The sequence below is a fragment of the Xanthomonas arboricola pv. juglandis genome (genome assembly GCF_905367715.1).
GTDB lineage: Bacteria > Pseudomonadota > Gammaproteobacteria > Xanthomonadales > Xanthomonadaceae > Xanthomonas > Xanthomonas arboricola.
Genome location: NZ_HG999362.1, coordinates 4,648,834 through 4,669,420 on the forward strand (window position 1 = coordinate 4,648,834; position 20,587 = coordinate 4,669,420).

The 20,587-nt window shown below is 68.6% G+C and carries 12 protein-coding genes; 4 read left to right on the forward strand and 8 right to left on the reverse strand.

What is annotated here, in order from left to right:
• Positions 1 to 263: 263 nt before the first annotated feature.
• Complete coding sequence (locus tag KHN93_RS20120; protein WP_039524674.1) at positions 264 to 1,304, reverse strand: DUF475 domain-containing protein; 1,041 nt, start codon at positions 1,302 to 1,304, stop codon at positions 264 to 266.
• A 106-nt stretch (positions 1,305 to 1,410) separates the two neighbouring features.
• On the reverse strand, positions 1,411 to 4,119 hold the full coding sequence (locus KHN93_RS20125; RefSeq protein WP_039521122.1) for a bifunctional acetate--CoA ligase family protein/GNAT family N-acetyltransferase: 2,709 nt from the start codon (positions 4,117 to 4,119) through the stop codon (positions 1,411 to 1,413).
• 198 nt (positions 4,120 to 4,317) lie between these two features.
• Here KHN93_RS20125 and KHN93_RS20130 point away from each other — a divergent pair, with 198 nt between their 5' ends.
• From KHN93_RS20130 to KHN93_RS20140, 3 genes are all read left to right on the forward strand, one after another.
• Positions 4,318 to 5,103, forward strand: coding sequence for a DUF4198 domain-containing protein (locus tag KHN93_RS20130; RefSeq protein WP_104560405.1), 786 nt, complete (start codon positions 4,318 to 4,320; stop codon positions 5,101 to 5,103).
• Positions 5,104 to 5,244: 141 nt separating this feature from the next.
• Complete coding sequence (locus tag KHN93_RS20135; RefSeq protein ID WP_104560403.1) at positions 5,245 to 6,144, forward strand: EF-hand domain-containing protein; 900 nt, start codon at positions 5,245 to 5,247, stop codon at positions 6,142 to 6,144.
• A 139-nt stretch (positions 6,145 to 6,283) separates the two neighbouring features.
• Complete coding sequence (locus tag KHN93_RS20140; protein ID WP_211921197.1) at positions 6,284 to 8,623, forward strand: TonB-dependent hemoglobin/transferrin/lactoferrin family receptor; 2,340 nt, start codon at positions 6,284 to 6,286, stop codon at positions 8,621 to 8,623.
• 217 nt (positions 8,624 to 8,840) lie between these two features.
• On the opposite strand, the gene mgtE is transcribed toward KHN93_RS20140, so the two are convergent.
• A complete protein-coding gene (gene mgtE, locus KHN93_RS20145) occupies positions 8,841 to 10,208 on the reverse strand; it encodes a magnesium transporter (protein ID WP_211921199.1) in 1,368 nt (455 codons plus the stop codon).
• A gap of 548 nt (positions 10,209 to 10,756) precedes the next feature.
• Between mgtE and KHN93_RS20150 the strand changes: the two genes are divergently transcribed.
• Complete coding sequence (locus KHN93_RS20150; RefSeq protein WP_211921201.1) at positions 10,757 to 12,568, forward strand: monovalent cation:proton antiporter-2 (CPA2) family protein; 1,812 nt, start codon at positions 10,757 to 10,759, stop codon at positions 12,566 to 12,568.
• Between the two features lie 310 nt (positions 12,569 to 12,878).
• On the opposite strand, the gene zwf is transcribed toward KHN93_RS20150, so the two are convergent.
• From zwf to KHN93_RS20175, 5 genes are all read right to left on the reverse strand, one after another.
• The gene (gene zwf, locus KHN93_RS20155) at positions 12,879 to 14,741 is read right to left on the reverse strand and encodes a glucose-6-phosphate dehydrogenase (protein ID WP_181141900.1); all 1,863 of its coding nucleotides are present in this window, start codon (positions 14,739 to 14,741) and stop codon (positions 12,879 to 12,881) included.
• Positions 14,738 to 16,537, reverse strand: coding sequence for a glycoside hydrolase family 15 protein (locus KHN93_RS20160; protein WP_104560395.1), 1,800 nt, complete (start codon positions 16,535 to 16,537; stop codon positions 14,738 to 14,740). The genes zwf and KHN93_RS20160 overlap by 4 nt, the downstream gene beginning before the upstream one ends.
• A gap of 63 nt (positions 16,538 to 16,600) precedes the next feature.
• Positions 16,601 to 16,930 carry a low molecular weight protein tyrosine phosphatase family protein gene (locus KHN93_RS20165; protein ID WP_104560393.1) on the reverse strand — a complete coding sequence of 110 codons (330 nt, stop codon included), beginning with the start codon at positions 16,928 to 16,930 and terminating at the stop codon, positions 16,601 to 16,603.
• A gap of 26 nt (positions 16,931 to 16,956) precedes the next feature.
• Entirely contained in the window at positions 16,957 to 20,277 is a 3,321-nt protein-coding gene (locus KHN93_RS20170; protein ID WP_211921203.1) for an ankyrin repeat domain-containing protein, read from the reverse strand.
• Positions 20,270 to 20,530 carry a YcgL domain-containing protein gene (locus KHN93_RS20175; protein ID WP_039529613.1) on the reverse strand — a complete coding sequence of 87 codons (261 nt, stop codon included), beginning with the start codon at positions 20,528 to 20,530 and terminating at the stop codon, positions 20,270 to 20,272. The genes KHN93_RS20170 and KHN93_RS20175 overlap by 8 nt, the downstream gene beginning before the upstream one ends.
• Positions 20,531 to 20,587: the final 57 nt, after the last annotated feature.

Here is a 20,587-nt window from a genome sequence, read left to right on the forward strand (position 1 = left end):
CCGACTGGTCCTTGCCCGCCCACCGTCGCGGGACCTTACGCGGCATGGATGCCGCGTAAGAGCCTACAAGGACGTACTTGCGGCGTGTCCCGCGATGGTGGGCGGGCAAGGGCCCTGCAGCAAACCCACAGCGTCGAGGTTGGGCGTGCAAAGGCAATGCAGCCAAGCCACAGAACTAGCGACGCCCGCCCGATGGCCATGAAGACGCTGTCAGCCGCTATCAAGTGAACTGCATTACGCCCTGAGCGCGGCCATGCGCGAGATCAGATCTCGGTCGGGCCGATGTGGTGGCGCTTGCGGTAGCGGATCGACGACCACACCGAGGCGGCGATGAAGGCCACGCCGATCAGGCCGGTCAGCACTTCCGGCACGTGGTACACGGTGCCGACCAGCATGATGATCGCCAGCACGCCGATGGCGTAATGGGCGCCGTGCTCCAGGAACACGAATTCGTCCAGCGTGCCCTTGTGCACCAGATAGACCGTCATCGAACGCACGAACATCGCACCGATCGCCAGGCCCAGCATGATGATGACCACATCGCGGGTGATCGCGAACGCGCCGATCACCCCGTCGAACGAGAACGAGGCGTCCAGCACTTCCAGGTACAGGAAAGCGGCAATGCCCGAGCGCTTGGCCGGGCCCATGCCGTCTTCGCTCTCCTCGGACTCGAACAAGGCATCCACGCTGCCGACCAGCAGGTACAGCAGGATGCCGCCCAGGCCGGCGAACAGCACGCTCTGGAAGATGGCATTGGGCAGGAACAGCTTGGTGCACAGCAGCACCGTCACCGCCACGATCACCGACATCGCATCGGCCTTGCCCAGCTTGCCGACCAGCCGTTCCACCGGGCCGAGCCAGTGCAGCTTGCGCTCCTGGTCGAACAGGAAGTTCAGGAACACCAGCAGCAGGAACATGCCACCGAAGGCGGCGATGGACGGGTAGTTGTCGGTCAGCACCTGGCTGTAGCGGTCCGGCTCCTTCAGCGCCATCTGCATCACCGGCACCAGGCCCATGCCGGTGGCCACCGACACGATCACGATCGGAAACACCAGGCGCATGCCGAACACCGCGATCAGAATGCCGACGGTGAGGAACAGCTTCTGCCAGAACGCGTTCATGTGCTTGAGCACACCGGCGTTGACCACCGCGTTGTCGAACGACAACGACACCTCCAGCACGCTCAGCACCAGGCACAGCCACAGCGCCTGCCAGATACCCATCGAGGAGGTATGACCCCACCAGGCAGCCAGGCCCAGGCAGATCGCTGTGACCAAAAACGACATTCTGAAATCGCGGAACATTGACACTCCCAGGCGGGCCGAGACGACAGCCGAAGCAACCGGCCAGGGTGAGGCCCGGCAGATCCGGCATGCGGTGGAGGATGGGGGACCGCGGCGTGACGCGAGGTCAGGCCGGGCGTGGCTCGCCCATTATAGGGAGTGTCACCGCCATCAGGGTCGCATCGTCCGGATCCGGGCGGACCCCGAAGCCCAGGCTCTGGCACATTGCCAGCATGGTGCGGTTCTCGCGCAGCACCTGGCCTTCGATCTGCTTCAGGCCCAGCCAGCGCGCGTACTCGATCATGATGCGCATCAGCTGCCAGCCGATGCCGTGGCCCTTGAGGTCGGAGCGGATCAGGATGCCGTATTCGCCGCGCTCGTAGTCGGCGTCGGCATGCAGCCGCACCGCGCCGAGCATGTCGCCGGTCTTGGGGTCGATGGCCACCAGCGCGATCGAGCGCGCGTAATCGAGCTGGGTCAGCCGCGCGATGAATTCGTGGCTGAAATGCTTGACCGACTGGAAGAAGCGCAGCCGCAGGTCCTCGTCGGTTACCCGTGCGAAGAACGCGCGGAACAGCGCATCGTCTTCCGGGCGCACCGGGCGCACCAGCGCATGCGTGCCATCGCCCAGCCCGATCTGGCGCTCCCATTCCTTCGGATACGGAAAGATCGCAAAACGCGGATGGCCGCGGCCCTTGTGCAGCTTGCGCGCCGGTGCCACCGCCACGCGCGCGTCCAGCGCGATCACGCCATCGCGGTCGGCCAGCAGCGGGTTGATGTCCAGCTCGGTGATTTCGGGGATGTCGGCGGCCAGCTGCGCCAGCTTGACCAGCACCAGCGCCACCGCGCGCTCGTCCGCGGCCGGCACGTCGCGGTAGGCCTTGAGGATGCGCGACACCCGCGTGCGCCCGATCAGCTCGTGGGCCAGGCGCAGATCCAGCGGCGGCAACGCCAGCTCACGGTCGTTGATCACTTCCACCGCGGTGCCGCCGCGCCCGAACACGATCGCCGGGCCGAACACCGGGTCGTCGGCGATCCCGGCGATCAGTTCGCGTGCCTTGGGCCGCAGCACGGTGGGCTGCACGATCACTCCTTCGATCAGCGCATTGGGATGCGCGGCGCGCGCACGCGCCAGGATGCCGGTCGCCGCTTCGCGCACCGCCGCCACGCTGGACAGGTTCAGGCGCACGCCATCCACATCGGACTTGTGCGCGATGTCGCTGGACAGCACCTTCAAGGTCACCGTGCGGCCGACGGCCAGTAACGGGTCGGCCAGCAACGCGGCCTCGTTGGCGGTGGCGGCCACCTGCAGCGGCACGATCGGGATGCCGTAGGCGGCCAGCAGGCGGTTGGTGGCGACCGGGTCCAGCCAGCGCCGACCGGCGGCCAGGGCGTCGTCGACCACCGCGCGGGCGATGCCGGCATCCACCACGAAATCTTCCGGCAGGCTGGGCGGGGTCTCCATCAACGCCGCCTGCGCCTCGCGGTAGCGCACCAGGTGGGTGAAGCCGCGCACCGCGTCCGATTCGGTGGCATAGGTGGGCACGCGCGCGGCATTGAGCGCGGCAATCGCCGCATCATCCTGGCCCAGCCACACCGCAAACACCGGCTTTTCGCGCTGGTAGCGGTTGCGTTGGTCCAGCGCGCGGGTCAGCGCCTTGGCCGCATCGGCCGAGGAGGTGAACGCGGTGGGCACGTTGACCACCAGCAGCGCGTCGTTCTCCGGGTCGTCCAGCAGGGCTTCGATCGCCGCGGCATAACGCGGGCCGTCGGCATCGACGATGATGTCGACCGGATTGCTGCGCGACCAGCCCTGCGGCAGCGACTGATCCAGCCGCTCCAGGGTCTTGGCCGACAACTCGGCCAGGGTGCCGCCGCGCAGCACCAGTTGGTCCACCGCCAGTTGCCCCACCCCGCCGCCGTTGCTGAGGATGGCCAGGCGCCGGCCGGGAAAACTGCCGAGCCGGCCCAGGGTTTCGGCGGCGGCGAACAATTCGTCCAGCGCGCCCACCCGCAACAGGCCGGCACGCGCGAATGCCGCGCCATACACCGCGTCCGAGCCGGCCAGCGCCTGCGCGTGGGTGTCGGCATTGGGATTGATGCGGAACTGGCGCCCGGACTTGACCACCACCACCGGCTTGGCGCGCGCGGCGGCGCGTGCGGCCGACATGAACTTGCGCGCATCGCCGATGCGTTCGACATACAGCAGGATCGCGCGGGTGCGGTAGTCGGTGGCGAAGTAGTCGAGCAGATCGCCGAAATCCACATCCAGCGTATCGCCCAGCGACACCACCGCCGAGAACCCCACCGAGCGCGCCACGCCCCATTCCACCAAGGCTGCGGCAATCGCGCTGGACTCGGAGATCAGCGCCAGGTCGCCGGCCTGCGGGCAATGCGCGGCGATGCTGGCATTGAGCCGCGCATGCGGAGCGATCACGCCCAGGCAGTGCGGGCCGAGGATGCGCATGCCCTTGGCGCGCGCGGCTGCCTCCATGCGCGCGGCCGGCGAGCCGGGGCCGCTGCCCAGCCCGGCGGTGAGGATGATCGCCGCAGCCACCCCGCGCCGCGCCGCGATCGACACGATGCGCGGCACGATGCGCGCCGGCGCGGTGATCACCACCAGGTCCGGCACCCAGGGCAGATCGGTCAGCCGCGCCACCGTGCGCACGCCATCGATCTCGCTGTAGCGCGGGCTCACCCAGCCGATCTGCCCGGGAAACCCGGCCGCGCGCAGGTTGCGCACCACCGCCCGCCCGGCCGAGCGATCGCGCGGACTGCCGCCGACCACCGCCACGGTGGTGGGACGAAAGACCTGCTGCAGGTGGTAGGTACTCATGGCTAAAAGAGACGACGGGAAACGGACACGGTACACGTCGGCCCGAGCGCACGTCATCGATCCCGCAGCGAAGAAGCGCGACACAGCGCCTGCTATTGTTGTGAACGATTCCCATTTTCGTTAATATCCCGTGGTCAGCCAGCTTCCTGCGCCGCCCCGCGCCCCTCCGCCAGCGACTTACTCGGAACAGGGCCCCCCATGAAACTGCTGACCTTGTCGGCGCTGCTGCTCGCTGCCTCTGCCTCTGCGCACACCCCTTATCTGGCACCCAATACCTTCGCGCCCCAGCCCGGCCAGACGGTGACCCTGGACGCGGCCTTCGCCGAGACCTTCTTCGTCCCGGAAGCGGCCTTCGACCAGAGCCACTTCAACATCACCGGGCCCGACGGCCGCGATGTGGAACCGGCCCGGGTGCAGGCGCTCGACACCCGCACCGTGCTCGAACACACCCTGGGCAAACAGCCCGGCACCTACCGGGTCAGCAGCGGCCTGCGCGTGGGGGCGCAGTTCCGCACCTGGGAGCTGGACGGCAAGCGGCAGACCGTGCGCGACCCGAACGTGGCCATGCCCAAGGGCGCCACGCTGATCTCCAGCTTCCAGTCGCGCACTTTGGCGGAAACCTATCTGAGCGTCGGCAAGCCCGATCGCCGCGCGCTGGCACCGCGCAACCGCGGGCTGGAACTGGTGCCGGTGACGCACCCCAACGACCTGTATGTCGGCGAGAGCTTCGCCTTCACGGTGCAGTACGACGGCGTGCCGCTGGCTGGGCAGAGCGTGGACATCAGCGAGGCGGTGTGGACCTCCGACCGCAAGCCGACGCAGGTCAGCGTGACCACCGACGCCGCGGGCCGCGCGACCTTGAAGCTGGACCACGCCGGCACCTGGCTGGCGCTGACCCGTCACCGCACCCCGGCCCCGGCCGATGCCCCTGTGCGCGAATACAGCAACAGCACCACGCTCACCTTCCAGGTGCTCGAACAATAGCGTTGCGCAACCGCTAACCGCGGTTGCATCGCCCTGGCAGCATGACACTACCGGCGCGGCCATCCGCCCGGCACCGCACTCCGCCTGCAGGCCCAGCCAGCGCCACGGCCCGGCACCGTTTCTCCCCTCAAGAGGCAATCCATGAACACTGGCTCCCTGGCCGGCGCGTATCTGTGCGCGCTGTTACTTCCTGCCACCGCTCTCGCCCAATCTGACCCGCGCCCGTTGCTCGGCGGGCACGGCAACAACGTGCAGGCCTTCATCACCCAGCATGACGACGACCGCGACGGCCGCATCACCACCGCCGACTTCGCGGCCTTCCGCCGCGCCCGCTTCGACGCCACCGACCGCAACCACGACGGCAGCGTCGACGAGGACGAATACGTGGCCGAGTTCCGCCAGCGCCGCCAGCATGCGCTGGAGCAGGAACGCCGCGCACAGGCGGCACAGGGCCGGACCCGCTTTGCCGCCCTGGACGCCGATGGCGACGGGCAGGTGTCGCGCGCCGAATTCGACGCGGCCGGCACGCAGGACTGGGCACGCGGTCAGGCGGCGCTGGCGGCAGCGGCCAAGGATGCGCCTGCCGATCGGACGCAGGCCTTCGACCGCGACGGCGGCCGCCCGGGCATGCCCGACAGCGGCTCGGCCGAGGGCTTTCTCGCGCTGTACGACGAAAACGGCGACGGCAAGGTGGGCCGCAAGGAATACGCGGACCTGCGCGCGGCACAGTTCGCCAGTGCCGATGCCGACCGCAACGCGGCGCTGTCGCTGGACGAGTACCGGGTGGAATTCGAAGACCGCCTCAACCGCCGCCTCACCGCGCTCGAACAGGCCGACGACCGCCAGGTGCATGTGCGTTTCACCGTGCTCGACATCGACAAGGACCAGCGCATGAGCTTTGCCGAGTACCAGGCCTCGGGCCTGCGCACCTTCGCCCGCGTCGACCGCAACCACGACGGTGTGGTCGATGCCGGCGATGCCGCGTTGCCGCCGCCCGCACCTGCGACTGCGCCGGCCACCACGCCGGCCCGGGCCGACTGACCTCCCGACGCGGGCCTTGCCGCCCGCGCCCCTGGCCCGCCACCGGCGGGCCCACCCAGCCACGCGACCGCTCTTGCCGCCCGCAGCCAGGTCCGCGCCTTCCGGCGCCCCTTCCCCTTTCCTGACTGTGGACTTCACGATGACCTCGACACCGACCCTGCTGGCCCTGGCGATCGCCGCCGGCCTGGCCTTCCCGCTGCATGCCGAACAGGCACCCGCCGACGCCACCACCTTCGACCCGGTCGAAGTGAAGGCCGCGCGCGACAAGCGCGCCTCCAGCAACCAGAACGTCACCACCCTCGACACCGCGCAGCTGCAGCAGGAACAGGCCGAGAGCATGGAAGACCTGATGCGCTACATCCCCGGCGTGAGCATCGCCGACATGGGCCGCTTCGGCGAGAACGGCTTCAACATCCGTGGCCTGGAAGGTGACCGGGTGGCGATGACCATCGATGGCCTGTCGATGGCAGAGGGCGTGGAGACCGCGCGCGACTACGAGTTCTTCCGCGCCGGCCGCGGCGGCGTGGACGTCGATTCGCTCAAGCAGGTGGACATCGTCAAGGGCGCCGACTCCATCAGCGCCGGCAGCGGCGCGCTCGGAGGCGCGGTGGTGTTCACCACCAAGGACCCCTACGACTACCTCAAGGCCCAGGGCAACGACAGCTATATCGGACTGAAGACCGGCTACACCGGGCATAACGACCAATTGCTCGGCAACCTCACCGTCGCCAACCGCAGCGGCATCGTCGAATCGATGCTGAGCTACACCCGTCGCGAGGGCCACGAATCCGAGGGTTGGTATTCCAGCACCGACATCGACACTGGCAGCGCGCGGCGCACACCCGACCCGGTCGACAGCCAGAGCGACAACGTGCTGGCCAAGCTCGACGTGGTGCCGAACGCACAGCACCGCGTCGGCGTGGTGTACGAACGCAACCGCTCGCAGAACCGGGTCGACAACCTCAGCCGCGTCAGCGCGCCCAGCTACGCCGAGCGCATCGGCGAAGACAGCAACGACCGTGACCGCTACGGCCTACGCTACTTCTGGAAGGCCGACAACGCCTTGTTCGACACCCTGGAGGCGCAGCTCGACCGCCAGCAGACCGACAGCCGCGGCACCACCCGCATCCTCACCCAGAGCGGCAGCTCGAGCACGCCGGCCACCGCCGCCACCACGCGCTGCACGGTGGCGCTGCCGTGCCGCCGTGCCGAAGACCGCGACACCGAGCAGACCCTGGACCGCCTCGCGGTCGACTTCGACAAGCAGCTGCATGGCAGCGGCTGGTCGCAAGCACTGTTGTACGGGGCGGCCTGGCAGCGCCGCAGCATCGACTTCAGCGCGATCGACTACCGCTGGAACAACGCCGGCACGCTGGACACCGCCACCGTCGACCCGGCGCAGGTGCCCAAGACCGATGCCGACACCTGGAGCGTGTACCTGCGCGACCGCATCGGCCTGCTCGACGACCGCCTGCAGCTCACCCTGGGTGCGCGTTACGACCACTACCGCTACGCGCCGACGCTGTCGTCCACCTTCGTCGATGTCACCGGCACGGTGCGCGAGGTGACCTTCGCCGCACCGACCTGGCAGGCCGGCATCAGCTACGCCTTCACCCCGCAGCAGACGCTGTGGTTCCAGGCCGGGCGCGGCTTCCGTGCGCCGACCACCGCCGAGATGTACGCTCCGACCAGCATCACCGCACTGACCCGGCTGGACACCGGCGCAACCGTCAACGTGCCGACGGTGGCCGCCAATCCCGCGCTCGACGCCGAGCGCAGCCTCAACCTGGAACTGGGCTGGCGCTGGGAGAGCGACTGGGCGCGCGTCGGCCTGTCGGTGTTCCGCGACCGCTACGACGACTTCATCCAGAGCGAGACCGTCACCACCGATGCCGGCACGCTCTACCAGACCTGCACCCGCGGCGTGTGCAGCACGCGCAACGGCTACGCCTACACCACGCTGCTCAACGTCGGCCAGGTCGAGGTCAAGGGCGTGGAACTGGATGCGCAGTTCAAGCTCGGCGATGCCTGGCTGCTGCGCGCGGCATGGACCCACAACCAGGGTGAGCTGGAAGATGGCCGCCCGCTGGACAGCATCAATCCGGATCGCGGCGTGCTCGGCCTGAGCTGGCAGGGCCTGGACGAGCGCCTGCGTGTCACCGCCAACATCACCCACGCGCTGGCCAAGAAAGCCAAGGACGTCAATGTCGAGAACGACATCTTCGGCGCTGCGGCCGAGCCGTTCCTCAGCGACGCCTACAGCGTGGTCGACCTGTTCGGCAGCTACCGCTTTAACGCGCACGTGCGCGTCAATCTCGGCGTCTACAACCTGTTCGACGAGCGCTACTACCAGTGGGCGCGCATCCGCAATGTCACCCGCGGCGATTTCTATCTGTACGGCTATGCCACCGACGACGGCATCGGCCGCTACAGCGAACCGGGACGCAACCTGCGTGCCACGCTGTATGTGACCTTCTGACGCGATCGCTGCCGCGCATCGCTGCATGGCCTGCCGTGCAGCGATGCGCAGTAGACCGGCGATACGACCTGAGCCTGCACACGTCGCGCTACGCCTGGTGCCGGTCCGCGGCGTCAGCCATCCGGTCAGAGGTGCCGCAACACATGCGGCACCTCGACCATCGCATTCCTCATCCAGGCATGGCGGGGCGCAACTTCCGCGCGCCCCGCCCGCTACGCTACAACAAGGTGCCGCTGAGGATTGCGGCGGCAATGCTGAAATAGATCACCAGCCCGGTGACATCCACCAGCGTGGCCACGAACGGTGCCGAGGCGCTGGCCGGGTCGAAGCCGAGCCGTTGCAGCACGAACGGCAGCATCGAGCCGGACAGCGAGCCGAAGGTGACGATGCCGATCAGCGCTGCGCCGATGGTCAGCGCCACCATCTGCCAGTGCGGGCCGTAGTCGTACAGGCCGGCGGTCTGCCAGATGGTGATGCGCACGATCGCCAGGAGGCCCAGGATGGTGCCCAGGGTGAGCCCGGTCGGCAGCTCGCGCAGCGCCACCTTCCACCAGTCGCCCAGGCGCAGCTCGCGCAGTGCCAGCGAGCGGATCAGCAGCGAGGTGGCCTGCGAGCCGGAGTTGCCGCCCGAGCTCATGATCAGCGGAATGAACAGGGTCAGCACCACCGCTTTGGACAGCTCGTCCTCGAAGTGCTGCATCGCGCTGGCGGTGAGCATTTCGCCCAGGAACAGCACGCTCAGCCAACCGGCGCGCTTCTTGATCATCTGGCCGAAGCCGATCTGCATATAGGGCTTGTCCAGCGCTTCCATGCCGCCGAACTTGTGCACGTCCTCGGTGGATTCGGCGATCAATGCGTCCAGCACATCGTCCACGGTAACGATGCCGAGCACATGGCCGTGCGCATCCACCACCGGGATCGCCAGCAGGTCGTGGCGGCGGATCAGGCGGGCGACTTCTTCCTGGTCCAGCGCCGGGTCCACCGTGACCGGCGGATTGACCTGTGCCACCTCCAGGATCGGCGCCTCCGGCGCGCCGGTGATCAGCCGGCGCATGGTGACCACCTGGGTCAGCACGCGGCTGTGCGGGTCGAGCAGATAGATCGCATAGACCGTCTCGCGGCTGCGCTCCACCTCGCGGATGTGCTGCAGGGTGCGGCCCACCGTCCAGTCGGCCGGCACCGCCACGAACTCGGTGGTCATCAGCGCGCCGGCGGTATTGGGCGGGTAGCGCATCAACGCCTGGATCGACAGCCGCGCCTCGGCACTGAGCAGCCACAGCAGCGGCTGGCGCTGCTCGGCATCCAGGCCATGGAAGATGTCGGTGGCGCGGTCGTCAGCCATCTGCCCGAGCAGGTAGGCGGCCTGCTCGGCCGGCAGCAGCGCGACCAGCGCGCTGGCGGCGTGCAGCTCGGGCTGTTCGAGCAATTTCACCGCACGCGGCTGCGGCAGCGCGGCCAGCAACTGTGCGGCCTCGTCGCGGTCGAGGGTGTTGAGGTATTCCACCGCATCGGCCGTGTTGAAGTCGGCGATGGGTGCGATCAAGGCATCGACGCCTTGGGCAAGGCGCAGGGTTTCGTTGTACATGGTGGTTCGCCTGGTGACGACCGTCGTCGATGACAGCCAGCGAACCTGAGCCTCAGGTGCGCGCCAGCTGGGTCATCGACCCGGGTCTAGGGTGACTGTCGCTGGACATGAGTAAGGGCTCCGAAAGGTGCGTACCGGCCGGTGATCCGGGCGGCAGCGCGGCGCAGTCTGCGCGCCTGCGCCCGCTTGGTCAATGCCCTGCGCAGGCCATGCTCAGCGGGCGTCCAGGCGGACGCCACAACGCCGGGCCTGTCATGTCGACAAGCGACTGCACTGCACCCGACGACCGGCCATGCGCGACCGACCAGGACCGTGGGTCATTGCCTGCAACGGCGGCTGCGTGCACGCGTGCAATGCGGAACGACGTGGCGACATGCAGCTCAGTCATGCGGACGACCTGGCGCATGACTGCCCGCGATGTGGCGCTGCCGGCTTGCATCACCGGACCAGCGCACACCGCCAATCCACACAGTTGCACGCAGCGCACGCCGATCCAGGCCAGCAGCCGACCGCGGGCGGCATAATGCGAACCTCAACGGAGAACGTGCATGCATAGCGGTGGTCTGGAACTGGCTCTGGTGCTGATGCTGGCCGCCATCGTGGCGGTGCCGGTGTTCAAGCGCTTCGGCCTGGGCGCGGTGTTGGCCTATCTGGTCGCCGGTGTGGTGCTCGGGCCCGATGGCGTGGGCGTGGTGCAGGATGCCGAGCGCATCAGTGGCGCGGCCGAGATCGGCGTGGTGATGCTGCTGTTCGTGATCGGCCTGGAACTGTCGCCGGCGCGCCTGAAGGTGATGCGTCATTCGGTGTTCGGTGCCGGCGCCACCCAGGTGGTGGTGACCACGCTGATCCTGGGTGGCCTGCTGATGCTCGGCAAGCTGGGCTGGAAGAGCGCGTTGATCGTCGGCGTGGCGCTGGCGTTGTCGTCCACCGCAGTGGGCCTGCAACTGCTGGCCGAGCGCAAGGCGCTCAATAGTGACTACGGGCGCCTGGCGTTCGCCATCCTGCTGTTCCAGGATCTGATCGCCATTCCGTTGCTGGCGGCGATTCCGCTGCTCGGCGGCAGCAAGAACGCCACGCTGGCATGGCCGGACGTGGCCAAGGCGGTCGCGGCACTGGCGCTGGTGATCCTGTGCGGGCGTTTCGTGCTGCGCCATCTGTTCAACGTGGTGGCGCGCACGCGCATGCCGGAAGTGTTCACCGCCAGCGCCCTGCTGGTGGTGCTGGGCACCGCCTGGATCATGCAGGAAGCCGGATTGAGCGCCAGCCTGGGCGCCTTCATCGCCGGCGTGCTGCTGGCCGATTCGGAATTCCGCCATGAGCTCGAATCGCAGATCGAGCCGTTCGAAGGATTGCTGCTGGGGCTGTTCTTCATCTCGGTCGGCATGGGCATCGATCTGAACCGGGTGGTCGCCGAACCAGGCCTGATCGCCGGCGGCGTGGCGATCCTGCTGGTGGTGAAGTTCTCGCTGCTGGTCGGCATCGGCAGCGTGGCGAAGTTGCCGCTGCGCAGCAGCCTGATGCTGGGCAGCGTGTTGTGGCTGGGTGGCGAATTCGCCTTCGTGGTGTTCAACGAGGCCGATCGGGTCGGCTTGCTGGAGCGTGCCAACCACGACCGGCTGGTGGCCGTCGTCGGCGTGTCGATGGCGCTGACGCCGCTATTGCTGCTGGGCATGCAACGCATCCTCAACGGGCCGCTGCGGCTGCATGCGCCCAAGTCCGACCGCCCGTTCGACACCATCGATGCGCAGACGCCCAAGGTGCTGGTCGCCGGCATGGGCCGCTTCGGTCAGGTGGTCGCGCGCCTGCTCACCGCGCGGCATGTGCCGTTCGTGGCGCTGGAACACAATCCGGACACCGTGGAAGATCTGCGCCGCTTCGGCAGCCAGCTGTACTACGGCGACCCCACGCGACCGGAACTGCTGCGCGCCGCCGGCGCCGACCGCATCAAGGTGTTCGTGATCGCGGTGGACGACCCGGACACCAACATCAAGACGGTGCGGCTGATCCGCCGCCTGTATCCACAGGCCACCGTGCTGGCACGTGCACGCAATCGCCAGCACGCCTGGAAACTGATGGACCTGGGCGCCGAACCGTTCCGCGAGGTGTTTGCCTCCAGCCTGGAACTGAGCGAGCGCGTGCTGACCTCGCTCGGCCTGGGCGAGGCGGTTGCCAAGGATCACGTCAAACGCTTCCGCCAGCACGACGAAGAATTGCTGCATCGCCAGCACCTAGTCTACGACGACGAAGCCAAGGTGATCCAGACCTCGCGCGACGCACGCGCCGACCTGATGAATCTGTTCGAAGCCGACGTCAAGGCGGATGTGGATGGCGAGCCCGCGCCTACCACACAGGATCGCTGAGCCCTTGGTAGGAGCGTGCCTGCGCGCGACCGGGCGTTACCGATAAAGCCCGTCGCGCGCAGGCACGCTCCTACGTGGATGTGGTGCATCGTTCATCAGCGGTAGTGACGCAGTCGATGCCTTGGAAACGACCTGCATGCGAGCGGCCGATTGCGTCCAAGTCATACGCCGATGTGATGGCGAGCTCCCACCAACCACCCACCATCGCTGCGCCGTTCGTAGGAGCGTGCCTGCGCGCGACCCGGGCGTTACCGATAAAGCCCGTCGCGCGCAGGCACGCTCCTACGTGGAGCTGCGGCGGCTGCCTCCGTCAGCGGCGTGGCGTGCGCGCCGCGGGCTTGCTGGCCGACTTCTTCGCTGTGCTCTTGCCAGCCGCGGTTTTGCCGGCGGTCTTTGCGACCTTGCCGGTTGCGCGTTTGCCCGCAGCTTTCTTTGCCGCACTGCCCGGTGACGTAGCCGCATCCTGCGATGGTCTTGCTGCAGCCGCGGATGCGCGTTTGGCTGGCGCCTTGGTGACCTTTTCGGCTACCGCCTTGGTGATCTTCCTGGCCGGCGCCTTGGCAGCCTTCTTGACCGTCTTCCCGGTGGCTTTCTTAATCGGCGTTGCAGCGCTGCTGCGCGCTTCCGGTGCGCGGCGCGGCGGTGGCTTGCGGCCGGGGGTCAGCGCGCGCCAGGCGTGTCCGCCGTTCATCGCCAGCAAGGCGTCGGCGGCCGAGGGTCCGGCGCTGCCGGCGGCGTAATTGGGAAAATCGCTGGGCGGTTGTTTCCAGGCATCCAGGATCGGTTGCACGATGCGCCAGGCGCCTTCCACCATTGCCGCATCCTGGAACAGGCCAGCCTCGCCGTTCATGCAGTCCTGCAGCAGGCGCTCGTAGCCCACCGTGTATTCCTTGGGGAACCAGTCGCGGTAACGGAAGTCCATGCGCACCGGTGCCAGGCTGACCTGCGCGCCGGGGCGTTTTACATCGAACTGCAGCGAGATGCCTTCGTCGGGCTGGATGTGCAGCACCAGCCAGTCGGGGCCGTAGCCGCCCACTTCGGTGCTGCGAAACGGCGCCAGCGGCGCAGGCTTGAAGCGGATCGCGATCTCGGTGGTGCGCTCGCGCAGACGCTTGCCGGTGCGCAGGTAGAACGGCACGCCGGCCCAGCGCCAGGTGTCGACCTGCAGCTTCATCGCCACGTAGGTTTCGGTTTCCGAATCGTCCGGCACCGTGTCTTCTTCGCGATAGCCGGGCACGGCGCTGCGGTTGACCGCACCGGAGGCGTACTGGCCGCGCACCACGTCTTCGGGCTTGATCGGGCGCACCGCTTCGATCACTTCGGCGCGGCGGCGATGCATCGCTTCGGTGGTGAATGCAGCCGGCGGCTCCATCGCAATCATCGCCAGCAGCTGGAAGAGGTGGTTGGGTACCATGTCGCGCAGGCAACCGGTGGGATCATAGAAGCGCCCGCGCCCTTCCACGCCGATGGTTTCGGCGGCGGTGATCTGCACATGGTCGATGCGGTCGCGGTTCCACACCGGCTCGAACAGGCCATTGGCGAAACGGAACGCCAGGATGTTCTGCACGGTTTCCTTGCCGAGGAAATGGTCGATGCGGAACACCTGGTCCTCGTGCAAGACCTTGGCAACGGTGGCGTTGAGCGCGACGGCGCTGGGCAGGTCGTGGCCGAAGGGTTTTTCCACGATCACACGACGCCAGCCCTCGCCCTCGCGTTGCCTGACCAGCCCGGCTTCGCCCAGGTTGAGCAATACCGGCTCGAAGAAGCGTGCGGCGGTGGCCAGGTAAAACAGCACGTTGCCCTGGGTGCCGTAGCGCTTGTGCAGTTTCTCCAGCGCGCCACCCAGGGTTTGATAGGCGCCCAGGTCGGTGAAATCGCCGCGCAGATAATGCATGCGCTCGCGCAGCCACTCCCAGGTGTCGGTGTCGAATTCGTCGGTCTGGAATTCGGCATCGCGGCTGCTGAGCAGCTCGGTCATCGACTGGCCCATCATGGTGCGCCACGAACGCTCGCTGATATCGCCGTGGTCCATGCCGACGATGGCGAACTGCTCGCCCAGTGCGCCGGAGCGGCGCAGGTTGTACAGCGCCGGCATCACCAGGCGCTTGGTCAGATCGCCGCGTGCACCGAACACCACGATGATGCACGGCGGGGTGGTGGCTTGTTCGTTCATGGATGTGTTTCCTCTTTGCCCATGCGTCCGTGCAAGCGCAATGCCGCATTGACCAGAGCCACGTGGGAATACCCTTGCGGGAAGTTGCCAAGCATACGTTTGCTGCGCGGGTCGTACTCTTCGGCGAGCAGGCCCACGTCGTTGCACAGCCCGAGCAGGCGCTCGAGCAGCACGCGTGCCTGCTCGGTGCGCCCGAGCAGGGCGTAGTTTTCCACCAGCCAGAAGCTGCAGGCAAGAAAGGTGCCCTCGCCGGCCGGCAAGCCGTCGGCGCTGTCGTCGGCGCGATAGCGTTCGACCAATCCATCGATGGTAAGATCGCGTGCGATCGCATCGGCGGTCGCGGCGATGCGCGGATCGTCGGCCGGCAGGAACCCCACGATCGGGATCAGCAACAACGACGCATCCAGGCGATCGGAGCCGTAGCTCTGCACGAAGTGCCCGTCCGGGTGCACGCCTTTTTCCAGCACTTCGGCGCGGATGTCATCAGCAATGCGGCCCCAATGCGCGCGCTTGGCCGCATCGGCGTTGGTGATGCCATCGCGCGCGCCGCAATCGAATGCCAGCCAGGCCATCACCTTGGAATGCACGAAATGACGGCGCTCGTCGCGGATTTCCCAGATGCCTTCGTCGGGCAGGCGCCACAGCGTTTCCAGCGTCTCCAGCACCTTTTCCAGCAACGATGCCGACGAGCCATCGTCATCGGACGGCGGCGCCACGCCCTTTTCGCGTGCGTAATGGAACGCGCCGATCAACTCGCCGTAGACGTCGAGCTGGAACTGGTCCACCGCACCGTTGCCGATCCGCACCGGCCCGGAATTTTCATAGCCGGGCAGCCAATGCGCTTCCCACTCCTGCAGGCGGCGTTCGCCGGCGATGCCGTAGAGCGCCTGCAACTGATCCGGCGAACCGGCGATGGCGCGTTGCACCCAGTCGCGAAAAGCTTCTGCTTCGTCGCGATAGCCGGCCTGCAGCAAGGCGATCAGGGTGAACACCGAATCGCGCAGCCAGCAGTAGCGGTAATCCCAGTTGCGGCTGCCGCCCAGATGCTCGGGCAGCGAGGCAGTCGGTGCGGCGACGATGCCGCCGGTGGGCAGATAGCTGAGCCCCTTCAACACCACCAGCGAGCGACGCACCTGCTCGGTCCAGGGGCCGACATCGGTGCAGCGCCGCGCCCAGCCATGCCAGAACGCGGTCGTGCGTTGCAGCGCCTGTTCCGGATCGATCGCCGCCGGCGTAGGCTGATGCGACAGGCCGTGGCTGAGCAGAAACCAGGTGCTCTCGCCCTGCCGCAGCGTGAAGTCGGTTTCGGTACCCATGTCCTCGCCGTGCAGCGCCTGCGGCGAGCGCAGCGCCAGCTGGTCGGGGCCGGCAATGGCGCGGATGCCGCCGTCGATGCGCGTCACCCATGGCACGGTGCGGCCATAGTTGAAGCGGAAGGTCAGGCGCATGTGCATCGGCACCTGGCCCTGCACGCAACGCACGATCCGCACCAGGTGCTGGTGGCCGTCGCCTTCATCGCTGGCGACCATGAAGTCGACCAGTTCCACCGTGCCGGTGTCGGTGTGCATGCGCGTGCACAACACCAGGCTGTCGTCTTCGTAGGCACGCTCGCTGCGAAAGTCGCCGGCCGGCGACAACGCCCATTGCCCGTGCTGCTCATCGCCCAGCAGGGATGCGAAAAAAGCATCGGAATCGAAACGTGGCAGACACAGCCAGTCGATGGTGCCGCGGTGGTCGACCAGGGCCGCGCTGTGGCAATTGCCCAGCATGGCGTGGTCCTCGATACGCACGCTCATCGTAGAGGCGCTTCCTTCGTGCGAGGGAGCACAAAGTCTTGCATGCGCGGTGTCGGGATCAGGTTACGACTGCGCCGGCAGACGCAGCAACGGTGGCACCGTGTGTTCCAGGCGACGGATCAGTGCCGGATCCATGTACGCGTAGTCGTCGGGAATCTGCAGGCAGATCACCCGGCAATGGCGCAGATGCGGGGCGAAGCGCTTGCGCAGCAACTGCAGATGGCGACGCTCCATCACCAGCACCAGTTGCGCTTCGTGCAACAGCTCCGGGGTGAGCTGTACCTCCGCATCGGCGGCCAGCCCGGCCGATTGCGTCTGTACGCCCGGCCAGTCGGCGAACACGCGCTCGGCAGTGGGGCTGCGCAGGCGGTTGCGGCTGCACACGAACAGCACCCGCAGCGGTGCGCCGGCGCGCTGGCTCAGCGGCCTTCGCGCAGGAAGCGCGCCATCGAGGACACCCCCGGCAAGGCGGGTTCGAACTGGCCGGCCACATCGATGAAGCCGCGCATGATCGCGATTTCGCGCGGGGTGCGGTTGAGCGCGTCGCGGCGGTCGGCATCGGCGCCGGCACGCAGCAGGCGCTGCACCAGCAACGGCAGGCCGTGCAGTGCGGCCAGGTGCAGCGGGCCGAAACCGCGTTGATCGGCCACGTCCAGCGAGACGTCTTCGTCGAGCAGGCGTTCCACGCCGGCCAGCACCACCTGCTCGTCGCAGGCGGTGCCCGGTTCGGCGCGCGCACCCAGCACCAGCAGCAAGGGGCTGACCCGGCCGCCGGCCAGGTAGTCCGGGTCGGCGCCGGCCAGCAGCAAGGTATCCAACAAGGCCAGCAGGCGGCTCTTGTCGCGCGCGGTGAAGCCGTACAGCGCGGCGCAATGCAGCGGCGCCAGGCCTTGGTCGTCGTTGGCGTGCACATCGGCCGCCGCGGTGAGCAGGCGCGCCACAATATCCGGCAGGCCCAGCGCGCAGGCCAGCATCAGCACGGTGACGCCGCCGGGCAGGCGGTGTTCGATCTGCGCGCCGGCCTGCAGCAACGCGGCCACGATCTCGGTCTGACGCATGCTCACCGCCGCCGACAACGGCGTGGCGCCGCTATTGGCCGCGCGTTGCGGGTCGGCGCCGCGACCGAGCAGATGCGCCACCACGCCCAGATGGCCGCCACCGGCAGCACGCAGCAACGCGGTGCAGCCCTGGGCATCGATCGCATCGACCGGCAGGCCAAGATCGATCAGCCGACGCACCGCATCGGTGTCGCCGACCATCGCGGCGGCCGGCACGTCCGCCTCGCGCAGGCTGCGCTGCGGCAGCGACCAGATGCGCCAGTCCAGCCAGTCGGCCAGGTCGCGGCGGCCGATCGACAGCGCCACGCCCAGCGGGGTCTGCCCGTCGGCAGCGCGCGCTTCCGGCGAGGCGCCCTGCTTGACCAGCAATTTCAGCGACGCCTCGCGACCCAGCGCGGTGGCCAGGTGCAGCGCGGTCATGCCATGGCTGTCGCGCGCCTCGCGGTCCACGCCGTGTTCCAGCAGCCACTGCTGCAGGCGCAGCCAGCCCAGCCGCACCGCCAGCGACAACGGCGGATCGCCGGCGGCCGACGCGGCGAACGGATCGGCGCCGCGTTCGAGCAGTTCCAGCGCGAACTGTTCCAGCCCGCGCGATGCCGCATCGTGCTGCACGCAGGCGCTGAGCAGCCGCGTCAGCCCGCCGGCACCGGCCGGCGACACGCCATGGCGCAGCAGCGCCTGCAGCGCCGGCACCGCCTCCACGCCCCGCGACAGCAGCGCAAACATCGGCACATCGCCACAGGCATCGCGCACTTCGGCATCGGCTCCGTGGCGCAGCAGCCAGTCCACCGCGTCGGCGTTCAAGGCCAGATGCGCGTCGTGCAGCAGGCCGCCGAGTTCTTCCGGGCCGCACAGGCGGGCCAGCGCGACCAGACCGTCGCGCTGGCCGAACTGCAGGCCTTCGCGCAGCAGCACCAGTGGCGGGCGATCGGGCGGCACCGCCACGCCGGGGCTCTCGCCGTGCGCGTCGCTGACCGCCGCCGGCAAGGGGTAGCCGGGATCGAGCAATTGCACGATCGCCCAGCGCCCGGCTTCGGCGGCCACATCCACCGCGCGACGGCCGTGCGCGTCGGCGCTGTCGGCCGGCACCTGCAGCTCGAGCAGGCGCCGGATCAGCGCCGGCGACACGCTGTCGGCGGCGCAGGCCAGCATCACCGCATTGCGGCCCTCGCCGTCGATGGCCAGCACATCGGCCTTGCGCGCGACCAGGCGTTCGAGCACGCCGCTGCGCGCCTGCCGCGCCGCATCCAGCCACGGCGTGCGACCGAGCAGGTCACGCGCTTCCAGATTGGCGCCGGCCGCCAGCAGCGCCTCGACGATGTCGCCATGTCCGGCCAACGCGGCTTCGTGCAGGGCACTGCGGCGTTGGCGGTCGCGCGCATCCACACGCGCCTTGTGCTTGAGCAGCAGCTGCACGCCGGCCGGGTCGTCTTCCTCGGTGCCGGCCGCGGCCAGCAGCACCGGCGCGCCACCCTCAGGTTCGGAGTGCGCGCCGCGTTCCAGCAGGAACTTTGCCAGCCGCCAGTTGCCGACCTGGCAGGCCATCGCCAGCGGCGAGTGGCCTTCGTTGTTGAGCGCATCGAGCTCGGCGGCGGCATCGCGCAGCAGCGCGGCCACACCCGGGTCGGAACTGCGCACCGCGTGGTGCAGCGGCGTGTTGCCGTCGTTGTCGCTGGCGCGCGGGTCGGCCCCGTTGGCCAGCAGCGTCATCACCGCATCCGGGCGGCCATGCCAGCTGTCGCGGGTGGCGGCCAGCAACGGGGTCATGCCGCGATGCGGCTGGTTGACGTCGACGCGGCGCACGATCAGCTCGCGCAGCAGGCGCAGATCCGGCAGCACCGCGGCCAGCGCGGGCAGGCTGCGTTGGTCGCGCCACTCCGGCAACGGCATCGCCTGCGGGTCGGCGCCGGCGTCGAGCAGCTGCAGCGCACGGTCCACGCGTCCGCTGCGCGCGGCCTCGAACAGTTCGGGCACCAGTTGGTGCTGGGCCACCGGCTCCAGCGGACGCGGCTCGGCCGCCGCTTCGGAAAAGAAATCGGCCGCCTGCAAGGCCGCCGGGGCATCACTACGCGCCGGGGCGGCGGTGCGTTGCAACAGCAGGTGGGCGGCGGGCAGCAGCACGCTAGCCGCGATCGCCAGACTCCAGCGCAGGCTGCTCGACAACCAGCCCGGCCAGGCCAGCGCCACCACCAGTGTGCACATCGCCAGCACCAGGGCAGCGGCCAGCAGGCCGCGCCAGGCGTGCAACTCCTGCGTTGCCAGCGCATGCCAGCGCGGGGCCAGGGCGCCGCCATCGCGTTCGACCTCGCCCCACAGCGGCCAGGTCCGCCACAACCCGAGCAGCGCGGCGCTGACCGCCACACTCAAGGCCAATGCGGCGGCCAGGCTGCCGCTGTCGCGCAGGGCGGTCAGCGGCCAGCTGATCAGCGCGGCCAGCGCCAGCAGGCCCACACCCCAGATCGTCAGCAGCGGCGGCAAGGCCTGCGCAACCGCACGCGGCCGGCTGGGCAGTGCGCGGCTACCGCGCGCCCACGACACCGCCAGCGCGAACGCCGGCTGCGCCAGCCACAGCGTCACCGCGGCGACACCGCCGCCGATGCCGCCCAGCAACGACAACGCCACGCCGGCCAGGCCGGCCAGCGCTGCGGCCCGCAAGCGTGCGGCCCGTGCGGCCTCAGTCATAGTCGCACTCGCCCGCCAGCACTACCGTCTTGGGCAGTTGCAGATAGAAGCCGTGCCTGGCGAGCGCTTCGCGCACCGTGGCCACGTCGGCCTGCGCCAGACGGCGCTCCGGCGTCAACGCCACCTCCAGCACGAACGCGAACGGCGCCAGCTGCGCGTGCACGGCGGCGGGAAGACCGGAGAAGTCGTCGCGCGTGGCGAGATAGACGAAGGTGTCCTGCTTGCGTTGGCTTTTATAGACGTAGGCGTGCATGCGCGCGTGGTCGCGCTCGATCGGCAAGTGTGTCGCAGGATTGTGTCCCAATTGCGC